The 26,827-nt window shown below is 42.6% G+C and carries 23 protein-coding genes and 3 pseudogenes; 10 read left to right on the top strand and 16 right to left on the bottom strand.

What is annotated here, in order from left to right:
- The first annotated feature begins 57 nt into the window (after positions 1–57).
- Positions 58–1,362: a serine hydrolase domain-containing protein gene (locus GQS55_RS07225; RefSeq protein WP_159819289.1), complete on the top strand. Its 1,305-nt coding sequence runs from the start codon at positions 58–60 to the stop codon at positions 1,360–1,362.
- Between the two features lie 126 nt (positions 1,363–1,488).
- Here GQS55_RS07225 and GQS55_RS07220 read toward each other — a convergent pair whose 3' ends face one another.
- Positions 1,489–2,094, bottom strand: coding sequence for an enoyl-CoA hydratase-related protein (locus tag GQS55_RS07220; protein ID WP_159819287.1), 606 nt, complete (start codon positions 2,092–2,094; stop codon positions 1,489–1,491).
- Between the two features lie 2 nt (positions 2,095–2,096).
- Between GQS55_RS07220 and GQS55_RS07215 the strand changes: the two genes are divergently transcribed.
- The 3 genes from GQS55_RS07215 (at position 2,097) to GQS55_RS07205 (ending at position 4,498) form a co-directional block, all read left to right on the top strand.
- The gene (locus tag GQS55_RS07215; RefSeq protein WP_159818046.1) at positions 2,097–2,468 is read left to right on the top strand and encodes a hypothetical protein; all 372 of its coding nucleotides are present in this window, start codon (positions 2,097–2,099) and stop codon (positions 2,466–2,468) included.
- Positions 2,465–2,803, top strand: a complete 339-nt coding sequence (tnpB, locus tag GQS55_RS07210; RefSeq protein ID WP_159817815.1) for an IS66 family insertion sequence element accessory protein TnpB — start codon at positions 2,465–2,467, stop codon at positions 2,801–2,803. The genes GQS55_RS07215 and tnpB overlap by 4 nt, the downstream gene beginning before the upstream one ends.
- Before the next feature lie 96 nt (positions 2,804–2,899).
- Positions 2,900–4,498, top strand: a complete 1,599-nt coding sequence (locus GQS55_RS07205) for an IS66 family transposase (protein WP_159819285.1) — start codon at positions 2,900–2,902, stop codon at positions 4,496–4,498.
- A gap of 182 nt (positions 4,499–4,680) precedes the next feature.
- On the opposite strand, the gene GQS55_RS07200 is transcribed toward GQS55_RS07205, so the two are convergent.
- Complete coding sequence (locus GQS55_RS07200) at positions 4,681–7,011, bottom strand: TonB-dependent receptor (RefSeq protein ID WP_159819283.1); 2,331 nt, start codon at positions 7,009–7,011, stop codon at positions 4,681–4,683.
- 168 nt (positions 7,012–7,179) lie between these two features.
- Between GQS55_RS07200 and GQS55_RS07195 the strand changes: the two genes are divergently transcribed.
- Positions 7,180–7,716 (top strand): TonB-dependent receptor, encoded by a 537-nt coding sequence (locus GQS55_RS07195; RefSeq protein ID WP_268892444.1) that lies wholly within the window; start codon positions 7,180–7,182, stop codon positions 7,714–7,716.
- A 159-nt stretch (positions 7,717–7,875) separates the two neighbouring features.
- Here the strand turns inward: GQS55_RS07195 and GQS55_RS07190 are convergent.
- A pseudogene (locus tag GQS55_RS07190) lies at positions 7,876–8,049 on the bottom strand (IS3 family transposase); the annotation flags it as partial.
- Between the two features lie 223 nt (positions 8,050–8,272).
- Between GQS55_RS07190 and GQS55_RS07185 the strand changes: the two are divergent.
- Positions 8,273–9,073, top strand: a pseudogene (locus GQS55_RS07185) (TonB-dependent receptor domain-containing protein); the annotation flags it as partial.
- A gap of 466 nt (positions 9,074–9,539) precedes the next feature.
- Here GQS55_RS07185 and GQS55_RS07180 read toward each other — a convergent pair.
- From GQS55_RS07180 to GQS55_RS07155, 6 genes are all read right to left on the bottom strand, one after another.
- Positions 9,540–10,403 (bottom strand): crotonase/enoyl-CoA hydratase family protein, encoded by an 864-nt coding sequence (locus GQS55_RS07180; protein ID WP_159819277.1) that lies wholly within the window; start codon positions 10,401–10,403, stop codon positions 9,540–9,542.
- A 128-nt stretch (positions 10,404–10,531) separates the two neighbouring features.
- Positions 10,532–11,578, bottom strand: coding sequence for a phosphotransferase family protein (locus tag GQS55_RS07175; RefSeq protein ID WP_159819275.1), 1,047 nt, complete (start codon positions 11,576–11,578; stop codon positions 10,532–10,534).
- A 12-nt stretch (positions 11,579–11,590) separates the two neighbouring features.
- Positions 11,591–12,316 carry an SDR family NAD(P)-dependent oxidoreductase gene (locus GQS55_RS07170; protein WP_159819273.1) on the bottom strand — a complete coding sequence of 242 codons (726 nt, stop codon included), beginning with the start codon at positions 12,314–12,316 and terminating at the stop codon, positions 11,591–11,593.
- A gap of 22 nt (positions 12,317–12,338) precedes the next feature.
- A complete protein-coding gene (locus tag GQS55_RS07165; protein WP_159819271.1) occupies positions 12,339–13,403 on the bottom strand; it encodes an alcohol dehydrogenase catalytic domain-containing protein in 1,065 nt (354 codons plus the stop codon).
- 87 nt (positions 13,404–13,490) lie between these two features.
- A complete protein-coding gene (locus GQS55_RS07160) occupies positions 13,491–14,558 on the bottom strand; it encodes an alcohol dehydrogenase catalytic domain-containing protein (protein ID WP_159819269.1) in 1,068 nt (355 codons plus the stop codon).
- Positions 14,555–15,781: an acyl-CoA dehydrogenase family protein gene (locus GQS55_RS07155; RefSeq protein WP_159819267.1), complete on the bottom strand. Its 1,227-nt coding sequence runs from the start codon at positions 15,779–15,781 to the stop codon at positions 14,555–14,557. The genes GQS55_RS07160 and GQS55_RS07155 overlap by 4 nt, the downstream gene beginning before the upstream one ends.
- A 167-nt stretch (positions 15,782–15,948) precedes the next feature.
- On the opposite strand from GQS55_RS07155, the gene GQS55_RS07150 reads away from it, so the two are divergent.
- A complete protein-coding gene (locus GQS55_RS07150) occupies positions 15,949–16,689 on the top strand; it encodes a FadR/GntR family transcriptional regulator (RefSeq protein WP_159819264.1) in 741 nt (246 codons plus the stop codon).
- 233 nt (positions 16,690–16,922) lie between these two features.
- Entirely contained in the window at positions 16,923–17,249 is a 327-nt protein-coding gene (locus GQS55_RS20265; RefSeq protein WP_159819262.1) for an alpha/beta fold hydrolase, read from the top strand.
- Positions 17,250–17,336: 87 nt separating this feature from the next.
- Here the strand turns inward: GQS55_RS20265 and GQS55_RS07140 are convergent, their stop codons facing one another.
- From GQS55_RS07140 to GQS55_RS20260, 3 genes are all read right to left on the bottom strand, one after another.
- On the bottom strand, positions 17,337–18,935 hold the full coding sequence (locus GQS55_RS07140; protein ID WP_159819260.1) for an IS66 family transposase: 1,599 nt from the start codon (positions 18,933–18,935) through the stop codon (positions 17,337–17,339).
- A 96-nt stretch (positions 18,936–19,031) separates the two neighbouring features.
- The gene (locus tag GQS55_RS07135) at positions 19,032–19,214 is read right to left on the bottom strand and encodes a hypothetical protein (RefSeq protein ID WP_201294718.1); all 183 of its coding nucleotides are present in this window, start codon (positions 19,212–19,214) and stop codon (positions 19,032–19,034) included.
- Positions 19,153–19,374 (bottom strand): alcohol dehydrogenase catalytic domain-containing protein, encoded by a 222-nt coding sequence (locus GQS55_RS20260; protein WP_442872175.1) that lies wholly within the window; start codon positions 19,372–19,374, stop codon positions 19,153–19,155. The genes GQS55_RS07135 and GQS55_RS20260 overlap by 62 nt, the downstream gene beginning before the upstream one ends.
- A 590-nt stretch (positions 19,375–19,964) precedes the next feature.
- Between GQS55_RS20260 and GQS55_RS07125 the strand changes: the two genes are divergently transcribed.
- Positions 19,965–20,840, top strand: coding sequence for an alpha/beta fold hydrolase (locus GQS55_RS07125; RefSeq protein ID WP_159819254.1), 876 nt, complete (start codon positions 19,965–19,967; stop codon positions 20,838–20,840).
- A gap of 190 nt (positions 20,841–21,030) precedes the next feature.
- Here GQS55_RS07125 and GQS55_RS07120 read toward each other — a convergent pair whose 3' ends face one another.
- The 4 genes and pseudogenes from GQS55_RS07120 to GQS55_RS07105 all read right to left on the bottom strand — a co-directional run bounded on the left by GQS55_RS07120 (position 21,031) and on the right by GQS55_RS07105 (position 25,267).
- A complete protein-coding gene (locus tag GQS55_RS07120) occupies positions 21,031–22,038 on the bottom strand; it encodes a tyrosine-protein phosphatase (protein WP_159819252.1) in 1,008 nt (335 codons plus the stop codon).
- Positions 22,039–22,605: 567 nt separating this feature from the next.
- Positions 22,606–22,839: a hotdog fold thioesterase gene (locus GQS55_RS20255; protein WP_442872174.1), complete on the bottom strand. Its 234-nt coding sequence runs from the start codon at positions 22,837–22,839 to the stop codon at positions 22,606–22,608.
- A 558-nt stretch (positions 22,840–23,397) separates the two neighbouring features.
- Positions 23,398–23,682: pseudogene (locus GQS55_RS19825) on the bottom strand (enoyl-CoA hydratase/isomerase family protein); the annotation flags it as partial.
- Positions 23,683–24,373: 691 nt separating this feature from the next.
- A complete protein-coding gene (locus GQS55_RS07105) occupies positions 24,374–25,267 on the bottom strand; it encodes a LysR family transcriptional regulator (protein WP_159819250.1) in 894 nt (297 codons plus the stop codon).
- A gap of 329 nt (positions 25,268–25,596) precedes the next feature.
- On the opposite strand from GQS55_RS07105, the gene GQS55_RS07100 reads away from it, so the two are divergent.
- Entirely contained in the window at positions 25,597–26,823 is a 1,227-nt protein-coding gene (locus GQS55_RS07100) for an acyl-CoA dehydrogenase family protein (RefSeq protein WP_159819248.1), read from the top strand.
- Positions 26,824–26,827: the final 4 nt, after the last annotated feature.

The raw sequence follows: 26,827 nt of genomic DNA, 5'->3' as shown, positions 1-26,827 counted from the left end.
GCTACGCTAGTAGTATATTGTCTTGTTAGCTATGATATAAATCAGATGGATTAATAAATGAAGTCTACTACAGAAAAAAAATGCCAAATCCATGGCATGGTAGAACCTGGATTTGAGTCAATTAAACAGCTGTACGAACACAATATGCAGACTACAGAAGAAAATTCTCAGCTGTGTGTATACTACCAAGGAGATAAAGTAGTCGATTTGTGGGCATCGACAACGGAAGATGACAACTTCTCACCTGACTCTATAATCAACATATTCAGTAGTGGAAAAAGCCTTGAAGCTATCGCGATGGCCTCGCTTGTAAGCAAAGGTTTGCTCAGCTACGACGCCAAGATTACACAGTACTGGCCAGAATTTGGTGCGAACGGTAAAGAAGAGCTAACCGTTGCTGACCTAATGCGTCATGAAGCAGGTCTTGCAAATTTTGATACATCTCTCGAGATGGAGGATCTCTTCACAGAAAGTATCAAAAAGAACAACGTTGGCCGTATTATTGAAAGCCAAGCACAAATCTATGCCAGCCCAGACGGAAGTAAAAGACAGTATCACGCTCTCACTCGGGGTTGGATTGCCAACGAGGTGTTTCGAAGAGTTGACCCCACTGGCCGTACCATTGGCGAGTTTCTACGTGAAGATATCAGTAACCCGCTCAAAGCAGATACCATTATTGGCGTCAAAAAACATGAAATCTCGCAAATATCCGAAGTAACACCACTAGGGTTTGGAACCCAATTCCTAGAGAGCTTGAAACCTAAGTTCCTTGGTAGAGTCACGCCACACAACATCGCTCAAATTATAGGGTCAATAATCAAACTTGTTCCTAGCATATATAAAAAGGTGAAAGCAGGCAACCCTCCTGTTTTCAGTGGCATAACCGGCATAGGATTCATCAATACCCCAAGCTTCACCATGGGCGAAACCCCATCTGCTAATACATTCAGCTCTGCGAGAGGTTTAGCAAAGATTGCAGCCATGATGTCAGCTGGTGGTAAATGGGAAGGCACCGAATATTTGAGCGAACAAGCCTGGAAAGCAATGCACGAAAACCCCGTGAAGGCGGATATGGGCGGATTAACCATTACTCGATTTACCCAAGGCGGCATAGACAGTTTCACAACATGCACTCCAGATAGCACTCATAGTGAGCGTGCCTTGAATCAAGGTAGAGAAGGATTTTATGGGTGGATGGGATTCGGTGGATCTATTTTCCAGTGGCACCCAGAGCTGGATATTGGCTTCTCGTTTGTACCAACAACGCTACACGCACTAGATTTTCTCAATGAGCGAGGTAAACGCTACCAAACAGAAATATTGAACTGTATCGCAAAAATATCCAAGCAGAAAAAATCGTAAACAGATAACTTAGTTGATCTTATGCTCAGGGTCATATCCAGTAACATACCATTGCAAAATGACTACACCAATAATGTGGTATAGCTACTGACGCGAAATGAAGCGTTTCCTTCAAGTAAACTTTGCCTACACAGCTGACTTGGCTCTGGACCGAGACATAATGCTGTCTTTGTTCTTCATCACCGCAAGCTTTGTTTGACTTGCCGAGTGTAACTCCGTACCGAGTCGCTCGTATTTAAGGGCGTTATCAAGATCCATTCCTGCACCTTCGTTTATTATCTGTTTATAGCGAACGAGGGTTTGCCTGTCACAACTGGCCATATCCTCAGCAAGTGCTTTGCAAATGGGCAGCAACGCCTCTGACTCCACTATGCGATTAACCAAACCCCAGTTTTCTGCCTTCGACGCAGAAAGAAAGTTACCTGTAAAAGAGAGCTCTCGCTCTCGGTTGATACCTATCAGTCGGGACAAACGCTGTGACAACCCCCAACCGGGAATTACACCTACACGCGCATGGGTGTCGGCAAATTTAGCCTCTGGCGATACTATAAGAACATCACACCATAACGCCAACTCAAACCCGCCAGTTACGGCAACACCATTAATCGCACCAATAATTGGACGATCAAAGCCCCGTATGGCTGCTTGAACATCGGTGAGCTTACGGCAGCCTAGCTCAACTTCCCCTTTTTGATCTGTTTTAATGATCGCAACCAAATTACTAGGATGCAATCATGCCAAACCAAGATCAATTAACAACGGTCGTTACTGCTTTTGAGCACTGGCGTAGCAACAGAAGTGGTCGTCAAGTCACAACGCCCATCGCATTGCGTGAGCAAGCCGTAGCATTACTCAATCACTATTCTTCTAGCAAAATAACATCAGCATTAAGGATCAGTGGCGGCCAGCTCAAGCAATGGCGAAATACGCTTGAACCTGCTGAAAAAGCACCGCTATTTGTGCACCTTCCTATTTCACCACCGCCATTACTCACACAACCGCCCTTTACTGTTGAACTACGCTTTGCCCAAGGTAATGAAATGTCTTTATCTGGTGTTATTGATACTAACATCATCATTTCGCTCATTGGGGCAATGAAATCATGATCCATTTAACCGCTGACACCCACATATTAATCGCGATTGAACCCGCTGATTTTCGCCAGGGCATTGATGGTTTAGCCGCAACATGCCGTTATAAATTATCGGTTAACCCACGTTCGGGTACTGTGTTTGTCTTTATTAATCGCAATAAAACCATGGTGCGCGCATTATCGTATGATGGTACTGGCTTTTGGCTCATGACCAAGCGTTTATCTAAAGGAAAGTTTCAAAATTGGCCGTCATCAAACAAAAGTATTGAACAGATCATCGCGAAAAAACTGCGAAAACTATTGTGTGACAACGATCCATTATGGGAAAAAACGGATCCTCTTTACTGAGTAAAATCATTGAGATAAACACTTGATTTTTACTTTTATCGGATCATAATGCCTGCAAAATAAACCTGTACCAAACACTAAAACTCTGGACGTACCGTGAGCAAACCTTTTACCGACATTGATGGCAAAGCCCTTGAAGCGCTGATAGAGCGCGTGAACGAGGCCAAAGAAAACAATCTGGCCTTAAGCCCAGAGGATTATCAGTTATTACTTGATGCGTTATTGACCTTAGCCACCACGCAAACCCGCTTAGCGAATCATGATGTTACCGTGCATAAACTGCGAAAATTGTTAGGTATTGAAAAATCATCTGAAAAACTAGGCTCGGTGCTTAAGCAAACTAAAGCGTCATCGGGCAAGAAAAATAAAAAGCGTAGCAACGATAATGGTGAAGGTTTCACCCCGGTTAAACCCACGATTATCGTTCATGGACTAGTTGACGTAAATAAAGGCGATACCTGTGTTGAGTGCTTAACCGGTAAGGTTTATAAAACCGAGCCAGGTAGCTTGCTACGTATCACCGGACAAAGTCCTTTCAAACCTGAGCAGCATGTCATGGAGCGTCTTCGTTGTAATACCTGCGGTGCTTATTTTACCGCACCACTGCCGGACGATGTCTTAACCGATGGCTTAAGTACTCAAAAATATGGTTATTCAGCACGTTCTTTAATGGCGATTTATAAATACTTTGCTGGACTGCCTTTTTATCGTCAAAGCAGTATTCAAAAATTACTGGGGGTAAAAATCACCGCGTCAACGGTTTTTGACCAAGTAGAGCTTGTTTGTAATGCTATTTATCCCGTGTACCAATTGCTCTTCAATTTAGCGGCTGATGGTAAACACTACTATTTAGATGACACAACTAACCGTATTCTTGATGCGAAATCGGTGATAAAGAAAGCACGCAACAGTGAGAAAGTCATCACACGTACGGGCGTTTATACCTCAGGTGTTATCGCAACGCTGGCTGATAACCGTCATATTGTTTTATTTGAGACTAACATCGGGCACGCGGGAGAATTCATTGACAGTATTTTGCACAAGCGCAGTCAATCATGCGCCAAACCACTCATCATGAGTGATGCGCTAGCGAGCAATCGGCCGACGGTACGTGAGGCGATAACGTCACTGTGTAATAGCCACGCAAGACGACAATTTGTAGATGTTATCAATCACTTTCCAATTGAGGTCGAGCATGTCCTCAAACGCTATGGTGAAATATGGGTCAATGATGACTATACGAAAGAAGAAAAGTTAACCCCGAGCGCAAGACTGGCCTATCATCAAACGCATTCAGCGCCCATCATGGAAGCCATAAAATTGTGGGGAGAAACGCATTTAGCCAATGAAACCGTTGAAGAAAACAGTGGCCTAGGCAAAGCTATTCGCTACTTTATCAAACATTATGTCGGACTGAGTTACTTTTGCAGCACTGAAGGAGTAAAAATCGACAATAATCGTATTGAAGCGATGCTCAAAATTGTGGTGAGAGACAGAAAAAACGCGATGTTCCACAAAACCTTACTGGGGGCAACGATTGGGGATGTCATTACCTCGGTCATCGCGACGGCAAGTGAGGCGGGTATTAATGTCTTTGACTACTTCACCACCTTACAACGAGAAAAAGAGCAGGTAAAAAAGACCCCTGAAGATTATTTACCCTGGAATTATCTCGCTAAAAATTCAATCACCTAAAAAAACCAAACACGATGATTTAGGCTTTACCGCCTAGGTCAAGCTGTACCTGAAAAAATCGTGATGTCACGCTACGCTGCCGTAAGCTCACTTCTGTTTCAACTTCATTTAGGTGAGCAATTCCTTGTATAATAACGTTTACTAACCACGGTTACACTGGAATTGAAACTTGTAAACTATGACTATTCTTCAAATCTATATGTTACGTTCGCTTTGATTTCACGACCGCGACCTAGATTCTTCCAGTATGTTCCAGGAACAAAGGGCGCCTGTCCACCAAAGGTGGTAGGTTGCTCGTCGGTCAAGTTGTATACACCTAAATCAACAGCCCATACGTCATCCTCTGAGCTTAGCGTAAAATTAACATTAACCTTTACGTAGCCATCTTCAATGAGGTGTGAATCTTGAGAAGGGTCAAGCACTGTTTCACTCTTATAAATAGCATTTACTAGTGTTTTAGCATTCATACCACCAATAGTTGTAAAGTACTCTCCAAAGATTGAACCTGTCCACTTAGGCGCACTTTCGGTCTGGTATCCAGACAGATTTTTCTGACTTACGCCGTCAATAATTTCACAGCCAAGTTTAGCTGCTTCGACAGCATTGGTTGCACATCCGGTAAAAAACTCATCGTATTCCGATTGTAAATAGGCAACATTACCACCAACAGTTAGGCTATCCGTTACGGCATACAGAGCGTCTACTTCAATACCTTGTGAAATAGCCTTACCTGCGTTCGTTGTTACGAAGGCACCAGATACCCCAGTGGTTGGATCCCATGAGCTTACCTGAAGATCATCGAACTCCGTTCTAAAGATAGTAATATTTAGTCGAGCGCTGTTTTCAAGTAAATCCATCTTTAAGCCGAATTCGATACCTGCGGCTTCTTCTGGTTTGTAAATAAAGTTCTCGGGTTGGTTTAAACCTTCACTCGCATCAAAGCCGCCAGCTTTACTAGCCTTTGTCCAGCTAAAATAGGCCATCTTGTCAGAATCAATATTCCATTGAACATTAAAAGAAGGGTCAAAACTGTATTCAGTTATGCTCCGCGTATATTCCCAAGTACCAGGACCGAACAGGGCAGCAAGCGTAGCGGCTTTAATTGGGTCTGTTATTGGATCGGTTGACCGGAATTCACTTCGAAGCTCACCTTTAGTCCCTGTTTTCTTTTCTTCTGAATAACGACCACCTACACTGGCTCTGAAGTTATCTGCAATATTCCAGGTGACTTGTCCGAATGCTGACTTAGATGTTGATTCTTCGTTATAATTAGCTTGACTTGTTGCCCTTAAAGCTTCGATTGGACCAAAAGCATAAACATTGGAAAGCTGATTGAATTCACGATCTAGGTAATATATACCGGCGATATAATCAATTGTTTCACCCTTGGGCGACACAATTCTTAATTCATGACTTAACTGTTTATAGTCTCTCGTCTCGTCAGTTGTTAGAATATCCGTAGCAGAAAAGTCTTGATCAATCAGTGCTTCCTTGTCGAATCCAGCGTATCCAGCTAGGTAGACCAACTCATGATCGCCAATATTATGGGTTACCTGAAAAGTGACACTTTCGGATTGCTGGTCAAGTATTGTATCTTCATTGGTGTATGATGTACCATTCATAATATAATCTTCGCCTCCAGCAATAGAACCACGATAGTAGGCTTCAGCAAGTCCTCCTGCTGGTCCAAGACTTCCAGGAGGCGTATTATCCATGATGTAAGGTAAAGAACCGGGAGTCCTATCAGCCTCTAGCTGGAAAGGGCTGCCAGTTTCGTCAAGGTCGGAAGTTTCAACCTTCAGGTATATTTGGGTATCATCACTGGCGTCCCAGAGTAGTGAACCGCGGATGGTAGTTGCCTTAGCTTCGGTTGCATCATTGCCGATGGATCCATTATCCAGGTAGGCACCTGTAGATGAATATTTTACGGCCAAGCGACCTGCTAGATTGTCTGTAATAGGGACGTTAATTATACCGGTCGTTTGATAGCTTTCGTTTTCAAATTCATAGCCGGCTGAAATACTGCCTTCTAAAACATTCGTGGGTTTGACAGAATTAATTGACAAAGCACCGGCGATACTATTTTTACCTAATAGTACACCTTGTGGTCCTTTTAGTACTTCTAAGCGATCAATATCCAAAAAGGGTTCTTGGAACAGATCCACGCGAGAAGCGTATACACCATCGACATAAAGGCCAACGGATTGTTCGAATGCTGGATTACCAGTGCCGCTGCCTAGGCCGCGGATTGATATTTTTTTGATGCCTGGTGCTGATGATATATCTACATTTGGCAATGCGTCAGAAATAGTTTCAAAATCAGTAGCGCCAGTGTTAGCAATGTCTTCTCCTGACAAGGCAATGACGGAAACGGCTATGTTTTGTAAATTTTCTACACGTTTCTGTGATGTTACTTCAATCACTTCCAACTCTGCTGAATTTGCTGCACCTGAGAGTGTTGTAAGTGCTATTGCGAGGGCTATTGCCTTTTTCTTAAAATTTGGTTGTTTCATATTGTAAATTCTCCCCTTAAATTATGGTGTTTTGTTTTAATACTTATTGTTGTATTATTACATTGTACTACAATGGTACTTATCTTAATATACATGACACAACTTACTTGTCAATCAACACAGACTAGATGTGAGCTTACGGCAGCCTAGCTCACCGCAGGCTCTGCAATTTCGCAAGGTATTGAAGTGGACGGTTTACTCGCCGTAAACGACAACCTAACCATCGGCGCGAGTGTTGGGTATTTACAGGCAGAATATAAGGAGTTCAATGTCAGTTGCCCATTAAACGCACTAGAAGCAGCCAAAGTTGACTGCGTAGAGATAGACGGCGAACTTCAGCAGTCACTCTCTGGATTCCAAATAGAAAATGCACCAAAATTAACAGGCACAATGTTTGCTGAGTACTTTACCACTATAAGTGATATGAATGCTGGAGTACGCTTAGATGCAAACTACAAGGATGATATCACCCTTAGCACTTCTCAGGACTCTCATCTTACCGAGGATGCCTATACTAAAGTTAATATCAACTTCACTCTGACCTCAGCTGAGGACACATGGTCTGCTAGTTTAGGCGTATTCAACCTGACTGATGAACAACCGATAACCTTTGGTGGAGAAACAGCCTTTGTACCTGGACTCTACTATGTAGGCACAGAACGCGGTCGTGAAATCAAAGCGTCAGCTACTTATTATTGGTTTTAATTTTACAATGACATCATTTTAATTTAGCGTCGATAAATTAACTGATCTGAGATTAGTCAGTTAATTTACCGCCGCTATATTTGCTGATATCAAATAAGTTTAAGCTTTAGGATGTAATGGTCAACTAAATCTGGAGAGAATTTAAGCCACCTTTTTCAACTAATTTAATTTCTGATGAGGCGTCATATAATCAGTACTTGAATGACGCCTTTTGTAATTATAAAAAAGAATGTAATTATCAACTTCATTAATAACTGAATGATGATTTAAAAAGCTAATCGTATTTAGACGCTCTGTTTTCAAACGTCTAAAGAAACGTTCCATTACGGTATGACGCTATTACCCCAAGCAAAAACACTTGAAGATGTAGAGGCATTACTACCTTGGAATATCAACAAGGCGGTTAGTTAGCAGCTTACCTTACGATTATGATTCATTTGATCTGCTTTCTGAAAGACCAAACGCTTATGACCAAACTCGAAACGCAGTTTTGGGTGGTATTTTTGGTCCAGGCACATGGAACTAAGAGAGGACATTAAAAGAAGAAAGTTTTGATCCTTCTTTTAGTGCTCAATGGAATATCAACGATGACACCATGACTTATGTTAGCGTGACAAAGGCCACCAAAGCCGGCGGCTTTGATGCGGCTGAAGGGGTAAATGATCAAGCTGTATTTCAATACGATCCAGAAGAAGCTACAGAGTTTGAAATAGGCGTAAAGATGGATTTACTTGACGGTAGTGCTCGATTAAATATAGCCATATTTAAAACTGATTTCAATAATCTTCAGGTAAGCTCATATGATCCAAACGCTAACAATTCAACAGGTGCCTACGTTACAACGAACGCAGGCTCAGCGACTTCACAAGGTATTGAAATTGACGGATTGTACGCTGTAAGTGACAACCTAACCGTCGGCGCGAGTGTTGCGTATTTGCAAGCAGAATACAATGAATTCACTTCCTCATGCCCAATAAGCGCAATTGAAGCAGCTAAACTTAACTGTACACCGGTAGCTGGGTCTACTAGTGGAGCGTTGGAGCACGATCTAGCTGGCTTCCAGATAGAAAACTCACCAGAGTTTACTGGAACGATGTTTGCTGAGTACTTTACCACTATTGGTGAAATGAATGCTGGCATAAGATTTGATATCAATTACAAGGATGATGTCATGCTTAGCTCTTCTCAGGACTCTAACCTTACAGAAGAAGCTTACACAAAGCTTAATCTGAATTTCACCCTGAACTCTGCTGATGATAGTTGGGTGGCGAGCTTAGGTGTGTTCAACATTACTGACGAACAACCTACAACCTTTGCTGGAGAACAAGCTTTTTTTACCAGGAACCTACTTTGTTAGCAGAGATCGCGGTCGTGAAATTAAAGCATCAGCCACTTATTACTGGTTTTAATATTGGACTGTCTTAATTTTAATTAATTAGTAAATTAGAAAATAAAAAAACCGAGTCTGTATAAGACTCGGTTTTTTATTAATTGCCGTTAAGTTTAAAGTTTTTATTCGACGCTTAGTTTGTTGGTAACAACACAAGTCAGGATGACTTGTTATGGACGCTTTAGAGACTAAGCAAGGTAGAATTATGCTACTGAAGAATGAATGAAACAGGAAATGTTGATCACGGATGATTTTTCCCTGTATCCTTATTCCTGACCATAAGGTCATAAAAGGGATCACCAACCGTGCACATATCTCAATCAACAACACCATTGACCTGTAACGTGTCGATATCGATCAACATATTGTCGAGCTTAAAATAATTATGTACCCGTGTGGCAATTTTATTGTTAGGTAAGTGGCTTTCAACCAATCACGGATGGTCGCTATATTTTGGCTCTTCCCACCACGGATAAAATCCGGGCATATCTACACTGGGTTTATCACAAAAATCAGGTTCGCGTTTCTCTAAAAAGGACTCCACGCCCTCTTTGGCATCCGACTGTTTTCCACGATTGAATACCCCAACTGAGTCCAATTTATGTGCTTCCATAGGGTGATCTGCACCCAGCATACGCCACATCATCTGACGGGTGAGTGCCACCGATACCGGGGCTGTGTTTTGTGCAATTTCCTGAGCGAGTTCATAAGCTGCAGGCAGCAACTCAGATTCGGGATAAACCGCTTTCACCAAACCTCCTGCACGCGCTTCTTCCGCATCGAAGACATTGCCCAGAATACTCCACTCCAGAGCCTGACTTATACCAACCACTCTAGGCAGAAACCAGCTTGAAGCCGACTCAGGAACAATCCCCCTGCGGGTAAAAACAAACCCAAACTTGGCCTTTTCAGAGGCTAGCCGAATATCCATTGGCAATGTAAACGTTGCGCCAAAGCCGACTGCTGCGCCATTTATAGCTGCTATCATTGGTTTCTTACACTGATAAATCCTGAGTGTAACCAATCCTCCGTGATCCCGTGGTATTTCGTGCTCGTTTTTCGATTCGTCATAATTGAACGTGTCAGCACCGGATTCCAGGTCGGCCCCCGCACAAAAGGCTCGACCAGCGCCGGTAACAACAATAACGCGAACATCATCATCGTTGTCTGCAGCATCAAGAGCGGCAAGTAAATCATAACCCATCTGTTCCGTCATAGCATTCATCCGTTCCGGACGATTAAGCTCAATGGTAAGAATGTGGTTTTTAACTGTGTAATTAATGGTTTCGTAATTCATCGTATTTTATCTCTCTAGTTCATGGTACGCCGCAAGCAGGTTGAGGGTAAGGTCAATTTAGGTTTGAATTCAAATTAAATAATCAGTTCCGACGTAGAAGCCTTGGGCCCTAAGCGTCAATTAACTCGCTATTGCGCTTTAACCTCGGCCTCAATCGTATCTAACAATAATTGGTTGTTATCTGCTATACCATTAAATTCTTCTTCTGTTAATACCGCAGGGCATTCTCCCGTTTTTTCAAACAGCTTCTGAAGCTGTCCATATACTACGATGTTTCGGTAGTACGTTAACCATTGATAAAACTTCAAATCTTGTTCATTAACAGATAATCCAGTCAGGCGAAGATATTCTTCTATGACTTTTTCTCGAGACCACCAGCCTTCGGCTTCCATCGGCATGCGGCACTGAAATTTATAAGCAGGTACGTCGTTGGTATTACCCCAATAAGCAAGCATTATAGCTAACTCATAAAAGGGATCACCAACCGTGCACATATCCCAATCAACAACACCATTGACGTGTAACGTGTCGATATCGATCAGCATATTGTCGAGCTTAAAATCATTATGTACCAGTGTGGCTATTTTATTGTCAGGTAAGTGGCTTTGCAACCAATCACGGATGGTCGCTAATTGCTTAAGCTGCGGCTCGGTGAGTACGCGCGAACCACGCTTGTACCAACCCGACACCTGTCGTTCAATAAAACCATCCGCTGAACCAAGGTCTTCTAAATCAGCTTTCTTTAGATCAACTTTATGCAAACCGGCCAAAGACTCAACCACTAAGCGGCTCAAGTCGTCGCCAATGTTTGCAGTGTTTTTCAGCGATTCAGGGAGGTTACGACTAATACAAATACCTTCACGAAACTCACTAATACAAAATGGCACACCAATCACAGACTCATCATCACAAAAGACTAAACCTGCCGGCGCGGGCGGGTAGTGTTTATACAAGCGTGACAATACCTTATACTCACGGGCGACATCGTTGGCACCCGGTGGCAATGGGCCATTTGGTGGTCGGCGCAATACCGCTTTTTTCCCATCGAGTAGAATACTATAATTGAAATTAGCGACTCCACCAGATAGCTGTGCAGGACTCACTGAGAGGTCTAGCGTATGGCCTTTACTCTCTAAGTAATCAGCAATTTTTTTCCATTCTTCTTGATTCATCATAGTTAATATCCTTTATAGCGTTACGCCACCGTCAACAACTAATTGATGGCCCGTCACATAAGATGCAAGTGGAGAAGCAAGATAGACAACCGCGCCGGCAATATCTTCTGGCTTACCAAAACGTCCAACAGGACACGTTTTGGCAAATTGAGCTTCGTGCTCGGGTGTCGATTGATTAACCGTTAGCTTGGTTGGCACCATGCCTGGCGCAACAGTATTGACACGTACACCTTTTCGTCCCCATTTCATTGCCAACGATTTTGTTAGCTGTAATAGACCCGCCTTACTCGCTGAATACGCTGGGTTATTAAACGCAGGACGTATAGACACAACAGAGTCCAAATTAACGATATTACCGCCGCTAGCTTGTAACAGTGGAAAAAACTCGGTGCACAGTTGCATCGCACCCGTGAGGTTAATGTTTATAATCTGCTCAAACCCTTCACGTTCGAATTCTTTACTGCCCCAAAGCACAGTACCGATACAATTGACCATTACGTCAACGTGTTCAAATTCTTTAGCAAACGCAGAAATATTATTAGCGCTGTCTAATTTTAAGCTGTGAAACGTCATACCTGAAAAATCATTATCATAGGCATCGGCATCACGCGTGCCGGTAATGTGCACCGTAGCGCCCAATTCTTTAAAAATAGTGGCTATGCCATAGCCTATGCCGTCAGATGCACCGCAAACAACGACAGTTTTTCCAGTAAATTTCAACGCATTTAATGCATTCATCGTAAAATATCTCTCTATAAAGCTATAACGTCATCATGACTTTGATAACGCCATCTTCATGGGCGTCAAATAGGCGGAAAGCTTCTGTCCCATCGGCGAGGCTAAATTCGTGTGTGAAAACACCCTTACCTTGTATACGACCACCTTGTACCAGTGGGATCAACTCTTCCCACTGGTTTACGACGCCAGAAATCCCCGCGTGAAAATTCAGACTCTTAGCTTGCATGATTTTCAACGGAAGCTCCGAGTCATTGTGTAATATACCCAGTACAGCAAGAGACCCACCACTGCGTAATAAACGCACAGCCTGCTTTAAAGTTGGACCCACTCCTACCGCTTCAATCACAGCATCAACACCTATGCCGCGTGTATCTTCTCTAATGTACGCCAAGGCTTCATCGGGCGAAAGAGGTATTCCACCAAAAATCAGACTCAAATTACGACGAGTAACGTCCGGATCAATGCAATAAACCCGTGATGCTCCGATCGCCATAGCAGCTTCTGCAGCCATTAATCCCACGGGACCTTGACCAATAACCGCAACGCTATTACCCGGTTTTACATGCGCCATTTTTACGCCGTAATAACCCGTTGCTAATGCGTCAGTCAAAAGTATTGCCTGCTCATCTGACACACCATCGGGAATTTTGGCAGCACCAAAGTCTGCGAATGGAACTTCCAAAAACTCTGCGTGACCACCATTTACGCGGGGGGATGTACCATAGGCTGTTGCGCCATTCCCTCCTCGCGTGTTTTCACACATATTAATCTCACCTTTGAGACAACGCTTACACTGCCCACAACCCGCTGCAGCGGAAATGAGCACGCGATCGCCGATTTTGTGTGTCGAAACTCCCGAGCCTATGTCTACCACTTCACCAATGGTCTCGTGCCCGGTACAAAATTTTGGCATTGGCTTGCTATAATCTTCGCTGACACCTTCTGCACCGTGGTATATATGCAAATCAGATCCACAGATACTGCACTTTTCCACTTTAATAATTAGGTTGCTATTATTGGTGATTTTAGGATCATCAAAATTTTCGTATTGAATATTTTTAGGGCCATTAAATACTAAAGCTTTCATGGTATTACTCTTCCTTATGTTTAGGCATAGTTAGTTTACCCAGTTGCGACATATGCACTTCGTCTATGTAGGACAGCCTCTATAAAGCTATAACGTGATCATAGTTTTAATAACGCCATCTTCACGCGCATCAAATAAACGGAAGGCTTCTGCACCCTCAGCAAGGCTAAACTCATGCGTAAACACGCCTTTACCTTGTATACGACCAGCTTGCACCAGCGGGATAAGTTCATCCCACATACTTACGATGCCAGAAACACCCGCATGAAAATTCAGACTTTTGGCTTGCATTATTTGCAGCGGAAGCTCGGTACCTTTCTGCAACATACCCAGTACAGAAAGAGATCCACCCCAGCGTAATAAACGCACAGCCTGTTTCAAAGTCGGCCCCACACCCACCGCTTCTATCACGGCGTCAATACCAATACCGTTAGTATCTTCTCTAATACGCTCAATAGCTTCATCAGGTGAAAGTGGGATTCCACCAAAATGCAAACTCAAGTTTCGACGGGTTTCATCTGGATCAATGCAATAAACGCGTGATGCACCAACCGCCATAGCGGCTTCTGCAGCCATTAAGCCAACAGGACCTTGACCAATAACCGCGACGCTATCACCCGGTTTTACGTGTGCCATTTTAACGCCGTAATAACCCGTCGCTAGCGCGTCGGTTAAAAGGATTGCCTGCTCATCAGTCACGCCATCAGGTATTTTGGCAGCGCCAATATCTGCGAATGGTACTTCCATGTATTCCGCATGGCCACCGTTAAAACCAGGAGTGATGCCATAGGCCAGTGCAGGCTTTCCTGAAGCCGCTTGCTCGCAAATATTCAACTGACCACTGAGGCAACGTTTACACTTACCACAACCCATGCCACCAGCTATAAGTACGCGATCACCAACCTTGTGCGTAGAGACGCCCGACCCAATTTCAACCACTTCACCTATAGTCTCGTGCCCGGTACAAAATTTCGCCATCGGTTGGCTGTAATCTAGTTTTGGGCCTAGCACATCACCATGGTACATGTGTAAATCTGATCCACAAATACTGCATTTTTCAACCTTAAGGATCAGGTTACTATTATTGGTGATTTTAGGATCATCAAAACTTTCGTACTGAATGTTTCTTGGACCGTTAAAGACTAAAGCTTTCATAGTATTACCTCTTCGTTATATTTACGAATGGTTAGTTTACCCAGTTGCGACATATGTACTTCGTCTGGACCATCGGCAATACGAACAAAACGTCCATAAGCCCATATTTGAGCGATAGGCGTGTCTTGACTCACACCCATGCCGCCAAAAGCTTGCATGGCTCTGTCTGCTACATCTTGACACATCTGAGGGGCTACTATCTTGATCATCGCGATCAAATCAAGTGCTACTTTGTTGCCAAAGTTATCAAGCTTATTAGCCGCGAGTAAGGTTAGCATACGCGCCTGCTCTATTTCACAACGTGACTTAGCAATATCTTGACGAATGCTTCCTTGAGCAGATAATTTTTTACCAAATGGCGAGCGGTTTTCTACGCGCACACACATCAATTCAAGACAACGCTGAGCAGCACCTACTAATCGCATACAGTGATGAATACGGCCAGGTCCTAAACGACCCTGAGCAATTTCAAAGCCTCTTCCCTCGCCTAAAATAATGTTACCTACTGGTACACGAACGTTTTCTAAAAGTACTTCGCCGTGACCCTGAGGTGAATGCAGTTCGCCCATTACTTTCAACGGTCTAAGTACCTTAACGCCAGGGGTGTTTTTAGGTACGATGATGGTGGATTGTTGTATATGACGAGGCGCGTTAAAATCTGTTTTACCCATTACTAGTAATAGCTTGCATCGCGGATCAAAAACACTGGATGACCAAGTTTTTCGACCATTAATCACATATTCGTCGCCTTCGCGTACAATAGAACACTCTACATTAGTTGCATCAGAGCAGGCATTTTGCGGCTCTGTCATTAAGTAAGAAGAGCGTATGTCGCCATTAAGAAGAGGAACTAGCCACTCTTTCTTTTGCTCTTCTGAGCCGTAGCGCGCTAATACTTCCATATTGCCAGTATCAGGCGCACTGCAGTTAAAAACTTCACTGGCCCACTCATTTTGTCCCATCAGTTCAGCCAGTGGTGCGTATTCAAGATTGGTCAAACCAGGACTATATTCGCCGTAATCTTTTGGTAGAAACAGGTTCCAAAGCCCTTCCGCTTTAGCTTTAGCTTTCAACTCTTCCATAATAGGCGGTACAACCCATAGGTTGGCTGGGTCGTGAACGAACTCTTCATACTCAGCTTCAGCGGGAAGAATATGCTCTTTCATAAATGCATCAACGCGGGCAATAAGCCCCTTCATTTTATCTGTATATTCAAAATCCATAATTTAGTGCCTTTCTTAGAAACGATTAAGTAACATAGTATTACTGTCCGACAATTATAAAAATATTATAGACAAACATTAAAATTGTCAATAGGCTAGTCGCTATATAAGAAATTCTTTAAGCCAACAACAATCTCAGTCAGATAGATAAGGAATACAGTCAGCTTATGATCGCTAATCCATTACAGCGCGCGCCATTATATCGTCAAATTTACGATCAGTTGGAAGCCAAGATCGTCAACAGAGAACTGAAAGTGGGAGATGCTTTGCCTTCAGAGACAGACTTGGCGCTCAGCTATGGCGTGCATCGATCATCAATACGTGAAGCCATTCGATTATTGGAAGAAAATGACTTGATTGGTCGAGCTGCGGGTAAAAAGAAACTACTGGTGACCGCACCCAAAAAGGACAAGCTCTCTCGGCGTATTTCTACCACCATGTTGATTGATGAGGTATCCCTGGGCGAAGTATACGAAGCAATATTGACCATAGAACCCTCAATGGCGGCAATGGCCGCCGAGCGTGTCACGCCAGAATTGCTTGAAAAACTTGAAGCTAATTTAGACACAACCCGTGAAGCGCTCAATGACCCTGAACGCTTAACGGCACTTGATCAAGAATTTCACAACCTGCTGGCTGAGGCCTCAAAAAATCGCGCGCTCCAGTGGAGTCGGCTAGGGATGAGTGGCCTGTTTTACCCTGCCGAGCGAAAACTTTTGGCTAACCTAAAGGAGCCCGGCAAGCGCATGTTAGTGGCCCATGAACACATCGTTGGTGCTATCAAGGACAGAGACAAGCAAGCTGCTGAGTTGTGGGCTCGCAGGCACATAGAGGATTTCTTGCGTGGCTGTAATGTATTAGGTGTAAACCTAGGAGATATGCTAAATGACTTGGCACAGGGGAATTGAGCCGTGTAGTACGCAGATGCGTTATACCTGCGATTCTGCCGAAAAAAGACCGATTTAACCGCCCTTGTCACTTCAAAGCTTTGTCCACCTAGTAGCTTCGTCTGCTTCCATCCCATTATCAGTTGATTAAAACAAATTAAAAAGAGGTAACTCATGCAATTACGCCCTTCATCCCACCGTTATAAATCACAGCGAATGAACCTACACCATCCCACCGTTATAAATCACAGCGAATGAACCTACACTATGTCGACTGGGGAAATCCAAGTGCACCGCCTCTGTTACTCGTACATGGTGGCAAAGATCACTGCCGCAGTTGGGACTGGGTAGCTGAGGAACTCAGCAAGGATTGGCATGTCATAGCGCCCGATTTGCGCGGCCACGGCGACAGCGACTGGACACCTGACGGAAATTACACACAAATTAGTTTTGTCTACGACATAGCCCAACTCATTCATCAGATGCAGTTGGAGCCCGTAACGATAGTCGCGCATTCAATGGGCGGCATGGTCTGCTCACGCTACGCCGGGATCTACCCTGACAACGTTAAAAGCTTGTGAGCTTACGGCAGCGTAGCGTGACATCACGATTTTTTCAGGTACAGCTTGACCTAGGCGGTAAAGCCTAAATCATCGTGTTTGGTTTTTTTAGGTGATTGAATTTTTAGCGAGATAATTCCAGGGTAAATAATCTTCAGGGGTCTTTTTTACCTGCTCTTTTTCTCGTTGTAAGGTGGTGAAGTAGTCAAAGACATTAATACCCGCCTCACTTGCCGTCGCGATGACCGAGGTAATGACATCCCCAATCGTTGCCCCCAGTAAGGTTTTGTGGAACATCGCGTTTTTTCTGTCTCTCACCACAATTTTGAGCATCGCTTCAATACGATTATTGTCGATTTTTACTCCTTCAGTGCTGCAAAAGTAACTCAGTCCGACATAATGTTTGATAAAGTAGCGAATAGCTTTGCCTAGGCCACTGTTTTCTTCAACGGTTTCATTGGCTAAATGCGTTTCTCCCCACAATTTTATGGCTTCCATGATGGGCGCTGAATGCGTTTGATGATAGGCCAGTCTTGCGCTCGGGGTTAACTTTTCTTCTTTCGTATAGTCATCATTGACCCATATTTCACCATAGCGTTTGAGGACATGCTCGACCTCAATTGGAAAGTGATTGATAACATCTACAAATTGTCGTCTTGCGTGGCTATTACACAGTGACGTTATCGCCTCACGTACCGTCGGCCGATTGCTCGCTAGCGCATCACTCATGATGAGTGGTTTGGCGCATGATTGACTGCGCTTGTGCAAAATACTGTCAATGAATTCTCCCGCGTGCCCGATGTTAGTCTCAAATAAAACAATATGACGGTTATCAGCCAGCGTTGCGATAACACCTGAGGTATAAACGCCCGTACGTGTGATGATTTTCTCACTGTTGCGTGCTTTCTTTATCACCGATTTCGCATCAAGAATACGGTTAGTTGTGTCATCTAAATAGTAGTGTTTACCATCAGCCGCTAAATTGAAGAGCAATTGGTACACGGGATAAATAGCATTACAAACAAGCTCTACTTGGTCAAAAACCGTTGACGCGGTGATTTTTACCCCCAGTAATTTTTGAATACTGCTTTGACGATAAAAAGGCAGTCCAGCAAAGTATTTATAAATCGCCATTAAAGAACGTGCTGAATAACCATATTTTTGAGTACTTAAGCCATCGGTTAAGACATCGTCCGGCAGTGGTGCGGTAAAATAAGCACCGCAGGTATTACAACGAAGACGCTCCATGACATGCTGCTCAGGTTTGAAAGGACTTTGTCCGGTGATACGTAGCAAGCTACCTGGCTCGGTTTTATAAACCTTACCGGTTAAGCACTCAACACAGGTATCGCCTTTATTTACGTCAACTAGTCCATGAACGATAATCGTGGGTTTAACCGGGGTGAAACCTTCACCATTATCGTTGCTACGCTTTTTATTTTTCTTGCCCGATGACGCTTTAGTTTGCTTAAGCACCGAGCCTAGTTTTTCAGATGATTTTTCAATACCTAACAATTTTCGCAGTTTATGCACGGTAACATCATGATTCGCTAAGCGGGTTTGCGTGGTGGCTAAGGTCAATAACGCATCAAGTAATAACTGATAATCCTCTGGGCTTAAGGCCAGATTGTTTTCTTTGGCCTCGTTCACGCGCTCTATCAGCGCTTCAAGGGCTTTGCCATCAATGTCGGTAAAAGGTTTGCTCACGGTACGTCCAGAGTTTTAGTGTTTGGTACAGGTTTATTTTGCAGGCATTATGATCCGATAAAAGTAAAAATCAAGTGTTTATCTCAATGATTTTACTCAGTAAAGAGGATCCATTTTTTCCCATAATGGATCGTTGTCACACAATAGTTTTCGCAGTTTTTTCGCGATGATCTGTTCAATACTTTTGTTTGATGACGGCCAATTTTGAAACTTTCCTTTAGATAAACGCTTGGTCACAAAGATTAATCTCACCCCTGAGACAGCGCTTACACTGTCCACAACCCTTTCCACCGGCAATCACCAAGCGGTCTCCGATCTTATGTTTAGAAACTCCTGAACCTACTTCAACCACTTCACCAATCGTCTCGTGCCCGGTACAGAATTTAGGCATGGGCTGGCTGTAATCTAGTTTTCTGCCTATCACATCACCATGGTACATGTGTAAATCTGATCCACAAATACTGCACTTTTCAACCTTAAGGATCATATTAATGTATCATTGTAATACATTTACATCAAGACTATAGACAAACCCTATGAAAGTGAATAGGCTAGTCATTCTAATTACCTATTAGGTCAGAAATAACTACTTCAATCATGTAGTAAGGAATACAACGAGTTTATGATCGATAATGCATTAACGCGCGAGCCCCTGTGTCGCCAAATCTACAATATTATTAATGCAATAAAATTCAGCCGAGAACTGAAAGTAGGTGACATTTTATCGATTAACCAATAAGGAGATGGCGCTGTGTTATGGCGTTCATCGTTCATCAGCGCGTGAAGCAATACTCATACAAGAGTTTTTTTGCATGAGTGTCAAACACCTGGTATACATTTAGATAATATGTTTAATAATTCAGTAGCAATGAGTTGATTAGAATAATGCCGAAGTTAATTTTAGTACGTTGTTTTTTAATATTAAAAGTGACTTATTTTCAGTTCTTTTACTTCCAGTGTTTTACCCACTACGTTGCTTCATTTTCTTTCATTCATATCACAAAATTAAATAGGATTAAAAAATAACTTATGCTAACTATACAATTACGCCCATCATCTCACCGTTATAAATCACAGCGAATGAACCTACATTATGTCGATTGGGGAAATCCAACTGCGCCACCACTGTTACTAGTACATGGCGGTAAAGATCACTGCCGCAGTTGGGACTGGGTTGCCGAGCAACTCAGCAAGGATTGGCATGTTATCGCGCCCGATCTTAGCGGCCATGGTGATAGCGACTGGGCACCAGATGGAAATTATACACCATTTAGTTTTGTGTATGACATAGCTCAACTCATTCATCAGAGACAACTAGAACCCGTAACGATTGTCGCACATTCAATGGGCGGTATGATTTGTTCACGCTACGCTGCCCTGTATCCAGATAAAGTTAAAAGCTTGGTACTTATTGAGGGCTTGGGTTTTTCGCCTAAGATGATCGACGAAATAAACACTAAACCCAGGGACGAACGCCTACGTGAGTGGATAGAGCAAAAGCGAAACTCCTCTGGCCGGCAAATCAAACGTTATCCGACGCTTGAAGATGCCTATCAACGCATGAAGACTGAGAACAGCTTCCTCACTGAAGAGCAAGCCAGACATCTTACCGTACATGGCAGCAGCCAGAATGAAGATGGGAGTTACAGCTGGAAATTTGATAATTACTTGAATATGTCGGCTGGTATCGACATACCCAATGCCGAACTGCGAGATCTATGGGAACGCATCAGCTGCCCCCTCCTTCTGCTTTACGGTAAAGACAGCTGGGCATCGAGCCCAAAAAAAGACGGCCGCTTAAAGCACTTTAGTAACGCTACTTTTAAAGAATATGAAAACGCGGGACACTGGCTTCACCACGATCAGTTTGATCGATTCATGCAAGATCTCAACGACTTTTTGTAAACGTTATAACCTTGTAAGACTTTTATACCCGTGACCATTCAAAGTGCAGGTTTCAGTGGGAGATAAAAACGATTTAGACAAGGTATTGATTGCAGGGAATGGTTGTTCGATTCACAAAATCAATAACAACGTATAAATCTAAATATCATACAACGCCCCCTATTATGGGGGCTTTGTATGCCAATTGTAATTATTCCGTAAACGAATCCCGCAAAGTGTCTAATGCACCTTGATCGATGGAAAACTTTTTTAGTAAGTACTGCTCCGGTGTCCCATACTGTTTTTCTATATAATCCAAGGCAGCCCCTAAATAACTTTCCTTGGTTTCCAATAACGGTCGCAAGAGGTTTTCATCCACGTGGGAATTAGAGATTTTCTGATACTTTTTAACGATGCGCTTAATTTCTTTATTCACTAAAAAGTATTTCTGAGACAGCAGATAGTCATGCATTATCGCTTCTCGAGGAACACCCAATGCCATTAATATGAGCGCCACGCCAAAACCAGTTCGATCTTTCCCTGCCGAACAATTCACCATAAAGGCGCCGTCCTTCAACGCTAAAAGCTGTGACAACATAGCACCATATTGTTCAGTATAATTTTCCACAAGCTTAATATTGAAATCAGCCATCATATTAGACATATCAGGAAGATTATCTGTGCCAGAAGAGGCTAACTTAAAATATGAAGTTATATCACCCGTATCAATCGTTAAGGGGATTATTTTAGTGCTTTCTGGGAGCACGCTAGGCTCATTTTTTTGTTCTTTATCGCCACGAAAATCACAGCAAATTTTAATACCTAGATTACTAAGGTAACCTACATCAGCGGGACTTAAATTAGACATGTAACCTGAACGATAAAGGTGATTCCACTTAACTCTACGGCCATTAGCTGCAGGATAACCACCACAATCTCTAAAATTAGTGCCACCATCCAAAGGTAATAGCCTTTCAGCAACAATGGCCTCAGCGCCATCTTGAGACTTGAGATAAAAATAACGCCGTTTGCCATCAAGGCAACCAGAAAGCTCTACGCTATTGAGTACATCACTGACCACCGGTACACCAGAAGTCAACTTTTCCAGGTTATCAGATGAAAATACAGTAACGGGCATTGAGCTAAATTCTGGCGTCCAATGTAACCAGAAATCGCCATTATCACGCCTTGAAACATGAACGGAACGGATAAAATTCATAACAAACTAAAACTCCACATATATTCCTATTAAGGAAATTCAGGAAAAACAATTCAAGATATTTGTATCTTGAAGCTACTACATACCATGCTTAGCTACGATATAAACCGCTCTTACTCCAAACATCTTTTTTAAAACGATAAGCATGTGCCTTATCAATATCTATCGCCTTAGATTTTAGCGTCTTTGAAAGGATCTAACTCTGTCATTTCACACGATATATCCCATAGTTTTCTCGCTAGATTTGCATCTCTCGCTTTCCGATTAGCCTTTACAATAATCGCAGGACCTACGGTTTGACCACGTTTACTGGGACCACAGTTTCAAAACCAAGGCCTGTATTCGCGCCGGTAATAAAAAATGTTTTTCCTGATTGATCTGATACATTACTATTGGTAAATTTTCTCATGGTTTTCTCATCTTAAATTTAAATAATACCCGTTGTGTGGTACGAAAGCTTTTGCCCATGTATCCTGCTCAACAACACTTTTCGTACATTTTAACTTTTAACTAACGCTAAGGTAAGCCTTGAAATACACGTTATTTTATTCCTATCGTCGTATAGTTTTACTTCCCAAACCTGGGAGGTTTTACCACTGTAGACTTGCTCTGCTCTACCCGTAACGAGGCCAGTTGTAACCCCCTCAAATGATTTGCATTCACTTCTTGTCCAACACAAAAATATTCAACTGGATTTAATGTTAATAACGAACCGACAGATGCTAAAGTCTCAGCCAATACAACATTTGCTCCACCATGAACTCGCTTGTAAGGTTGGTGTGTCCGTTTATCTGCAGGCATTGTTCCTTCTACATAGTCATCGCCAATAGCAGTTATATCAATGCCAAGATGCCTTATTATCGTATTTTCACATGAGCTGTTCACGCTTTTAAATTGGGCTTTTTAAACCAAAGACTCACAATATTTTCTCCACTAATAGTCTGTTGTCACTCATAAATACTGAGCATTTTTCGTCATAATGACCCAATATTAAATTTTACCGGCCAATATACTTTTCAGGTTGTTATATGGTCAAGTGGTAACGCGAATACAATATTTTTCATCAGTAACGAACCTAGCTATTTTTCCAGAAAGTTTTCTATCTCCCTAAAAATATCTCTATGTTCACGTGTAAATAAAAAAATCCGAACACCCAAAAAGCAATGACAATGGCCACAATTCAAAATAACGAATAAATCCTTAACTTTATTGATAAAATAAATATTTTATACTAGTTTAAAATCAGATTATTTATCCGCCCATAAAAGCTTTTATTCTATATTGGGCATCGGGCCCAACGCCTTCGATCTCTAGTGCTTCTTACTGTAAGCCTTTTTCCAGTGGATCGTCATCCGTCGCTTACAAAAGTCGCTTGTTAGCAGCGTGACTAAAAGATGAATTGAGCAATATATTTCGCCCTAATTGCTCAACCTTTTGGTCAAATTCGTCCAGCGGATAAACCGCCTCAACCAAGCCGATACTTAGCGCATCTGCTGCGCCAACTGTGGCACAGGTAAACATTAAGCGTTTAGCTGTGGCAGTACCAACACGTCTAGTCAAACGCTGACTCATCCCCCAAATTGGGGTTAGTGCCCATTTTGCGTGCGTGTCAGCTAGCTTAGCGTTGTCAGCCGCTACAATAAAGTCAGCTGCAAGCTATACTTCCAACGCACCTATGTAACAATGGCTGTGAACTGCAGCAATAATTGTCCGATCAATTGAGTTCAGAATGGATACTATCGTCAATAACACTAATACATACACAATGTATTACAATAATACATTATAACTAAAAACAATTAAACTCTACAAAGGCTGAGAATTATTTTATCCCCCTTTTTTTAATTCTCAATCCTAATCACCTTTTAGAGACTGGGCCTTATTCAACACTATTAAATACCAATTAGAAGTGATGAATGGATCATTAATTGTTTCATTTGTTAATAAAACGCTTTAATGAAGCCAATAAGTTGTAAGTCATACAAAAATTTGGAATATACTATCTCGTCCAGACTAAAGATCTCTACACCCGTATTCAATTCATTGATTGGCAAGTGACTTAAATACGGCACAATCAAATGGCACTTCTTCGCTTTTGGTATTTATTAGTACACTCCGGGAGATTACTACTCAGTACTTAGTAGACAAATAATCTGTCGATGTAAACACAGCCTACAAAAAGGTACAAATATTTACAGGGAAGTTATTGCCAACGAGTAAACTGTATTTTTGGAGAGCGCTGAATACTTTAAGCAGATCCACTTCAAACTGTAAAATAAAATTTGAGCCTAATAATTAGATACATCAAAAGTTTTAGCCTCAAGAAACCCATGTGCTAACCTTCGCTCTTTACCTCTTGCAAGAGGCCGCGCATCCAAAGGTTGGCGTTATCGTGATCAGCGCGTTTATGCCAAAAAAGGTTCATTTGTACTGGAGGTAACTCATAGGGTAATTCCAATATTTTCAAGTTGTATTTTTTTGCTATAGAGGCAGGAATCGTTAGCGCCATATCAGTTAGTTCGACTAGTAAAGGGGATACTAGATGGTGCTGTACCCGCATCCGAACATGACGTTTGTACCCCAAACGGTTAAGGGCAATGTCGTCATAGCTCTCGCCCTTACGCCGTGAAGACACCTGAATATGGTCAAGAGCAAGGTATTCATCAAGGGTAAGAGTATCGCCAATAATGGGATGATCATGACGTACTACGCAAACACTATGCTGTTTTATCAGCGTATCGTGACAAACTTGATTACTGGTTACTTGGGGTATGTCTATGGCAAAATCCAACGTACCCGCTGTCAGTTCCCGTTCAATGTCAGCACGTGCAATATAATGACATTCCAATCCCACATACGGTGCAACACGCTGTAATCGTTCTACCAGCCACGGCAACACCATAGACTCAGTTATATCATTCATACTGATTCGAAAAATTTGATTACTGGTCGCTGGATCAAACACATTTCCTTCGGTGGCACTGGTGTGAAGCATTTGTAAGCCTTCTCGCACACGGCCAATAATATTATCTGCCAATGGTGTTGGCGTCATACCCGCAGTGGTGCGCACAAATAAAGGGTCGTTAAGCTTATCGCGCAAACGAGCAAGAGCATTACTGACAGCCGGTTGTGTAATATTCAGTATTTCGGCAGCACGGGTTAAATTACGCTGCTGGTAGACAATTTCAAATACCAAAAAAAGGTTCAGGTCTAACTGATTAAGTCGCATTAATACACCTTACAATAATTCTGTTTATTAGCCATGTCCACAAAATATATCATTACGAATATGAATAGTAGTTAATTCATATAATAAATTTCATAAATAGTGGATAACACCCTACTCTAACATTACTATCGAATGTACAACTGCACCGAACAAACGATCCAACCAATAAGTAACGGTGTGAATCAGATTTAAAAAAGGTAATACGCCAAAACTTTACTTAGTAAGACGTTGTACATATAGCCAGCTACAATCATGTACCCCAGCTAGTTTCGCTCTAGCGTATCGATAAAGCCACTTACAACTAACAAACCATTAATGGAGGAGTCCCTATGGATTTTAAATACAGCGATAAAGTAAAAGGATTGATAGAAGAAGTTAAAACCTTCATGGAAGATAATTTGTACCCCAACGAGGCACTGTTCCACGAACAAATAAAAAAGACCCCGTGGAAGACCCCTCCTATTATAGAAGAGATGAAAGCCAAAGCCAAAGCACAAGGTTTGTGGAATTTTTTTCTACCACTAAGCTATGGTGAGTACAGTGGTGGCCTAACCAATTTGGAATACGCACCACTAGCCGAAGAAATGGGCAAAGTTTTGTGGGCTTCAGAAGTATTTAATTGCTCTTCTCCCGACACCGGCAATATGGAAGTCTTGGCTAAATACGGCAACGAAGAGCAAAAGAAAAAGTGGTTAGAGCCCTTATTGTCTGGTGAAATACGTTCAGCATTTGCCATGACGGAGCCAGATGTTGCTTGCAGTGACGCCACCAACGTAGAAACTTCGATTGTTCGTGATGGCGATGAATATGTCATTAACGGCCGTAAATTTTATATAAGTGGGGCATGTCGCGAAAGTTGCGAAATCATGATTGTTATGGGTAAAACAGATCCAGACAACACCAATCGTTACATACAGCAATCTCAAGTCTTAGTACCAATGAAAACGCCAGGTGTCAATGTGATTCGACCGATGACCGTATTCGGTTACGACGATGCACCAGAAGGCCATGCAGAAATTGTATTTGACAATGTGCGTGTACCCGTTAGTAATATTATCGCCGGTGAAGGTCGCGGTTTTGAAGTTGCACAAGGACGTCTTGGACCTGGGCGTATTCATCACTGTATGCGATCTATCGGTATGGCACAACGCGCACTAGATATGATGTGCACACGAGCCAATACCCGAACGGTATTTGGTAAACCGTTGATTAAAAATCAATCGGTACGAGAAAGCATTGCCAAATCCCATTGCCAGATAGAGCAATCTCGCCTACTCAACCTAAAAGCCGCACAGACAATAGATGAGTTGGGCGTCAAGGGTGCAAAAGATCTAATCGGCATGATCAAAATTGTTGCACCGAATATGGCGCTTGATGTCATCGACCGAGCAATTCAAATACATGGAGGCGCAGGTGTGGGTCAAGATACGTTCTTACCTCATGCTTTTGCTGCTCAACGTTGTCTGCGCCTCGCCGACGGTCCAGATGAGGTGCACATGATGCAGTTGGGCGGCGCGTTAGGGAAAGCTCAGGCTGAAGTAGATGAAAGTAGATAACGAA

It is taken from the genome of Colwellia sp. 20A7, from assembly GCF_009832865.1.
GTDB lineage: Bacteria > Pseudomonadota > Gammaproteobacteria > Enterobacterales > Alteromonadaceae > Colwellia.
Note: the sequence above shows the minus strand (reverse complement) of the source record. Positions and strands in the feature narration are given on the sequence as shown.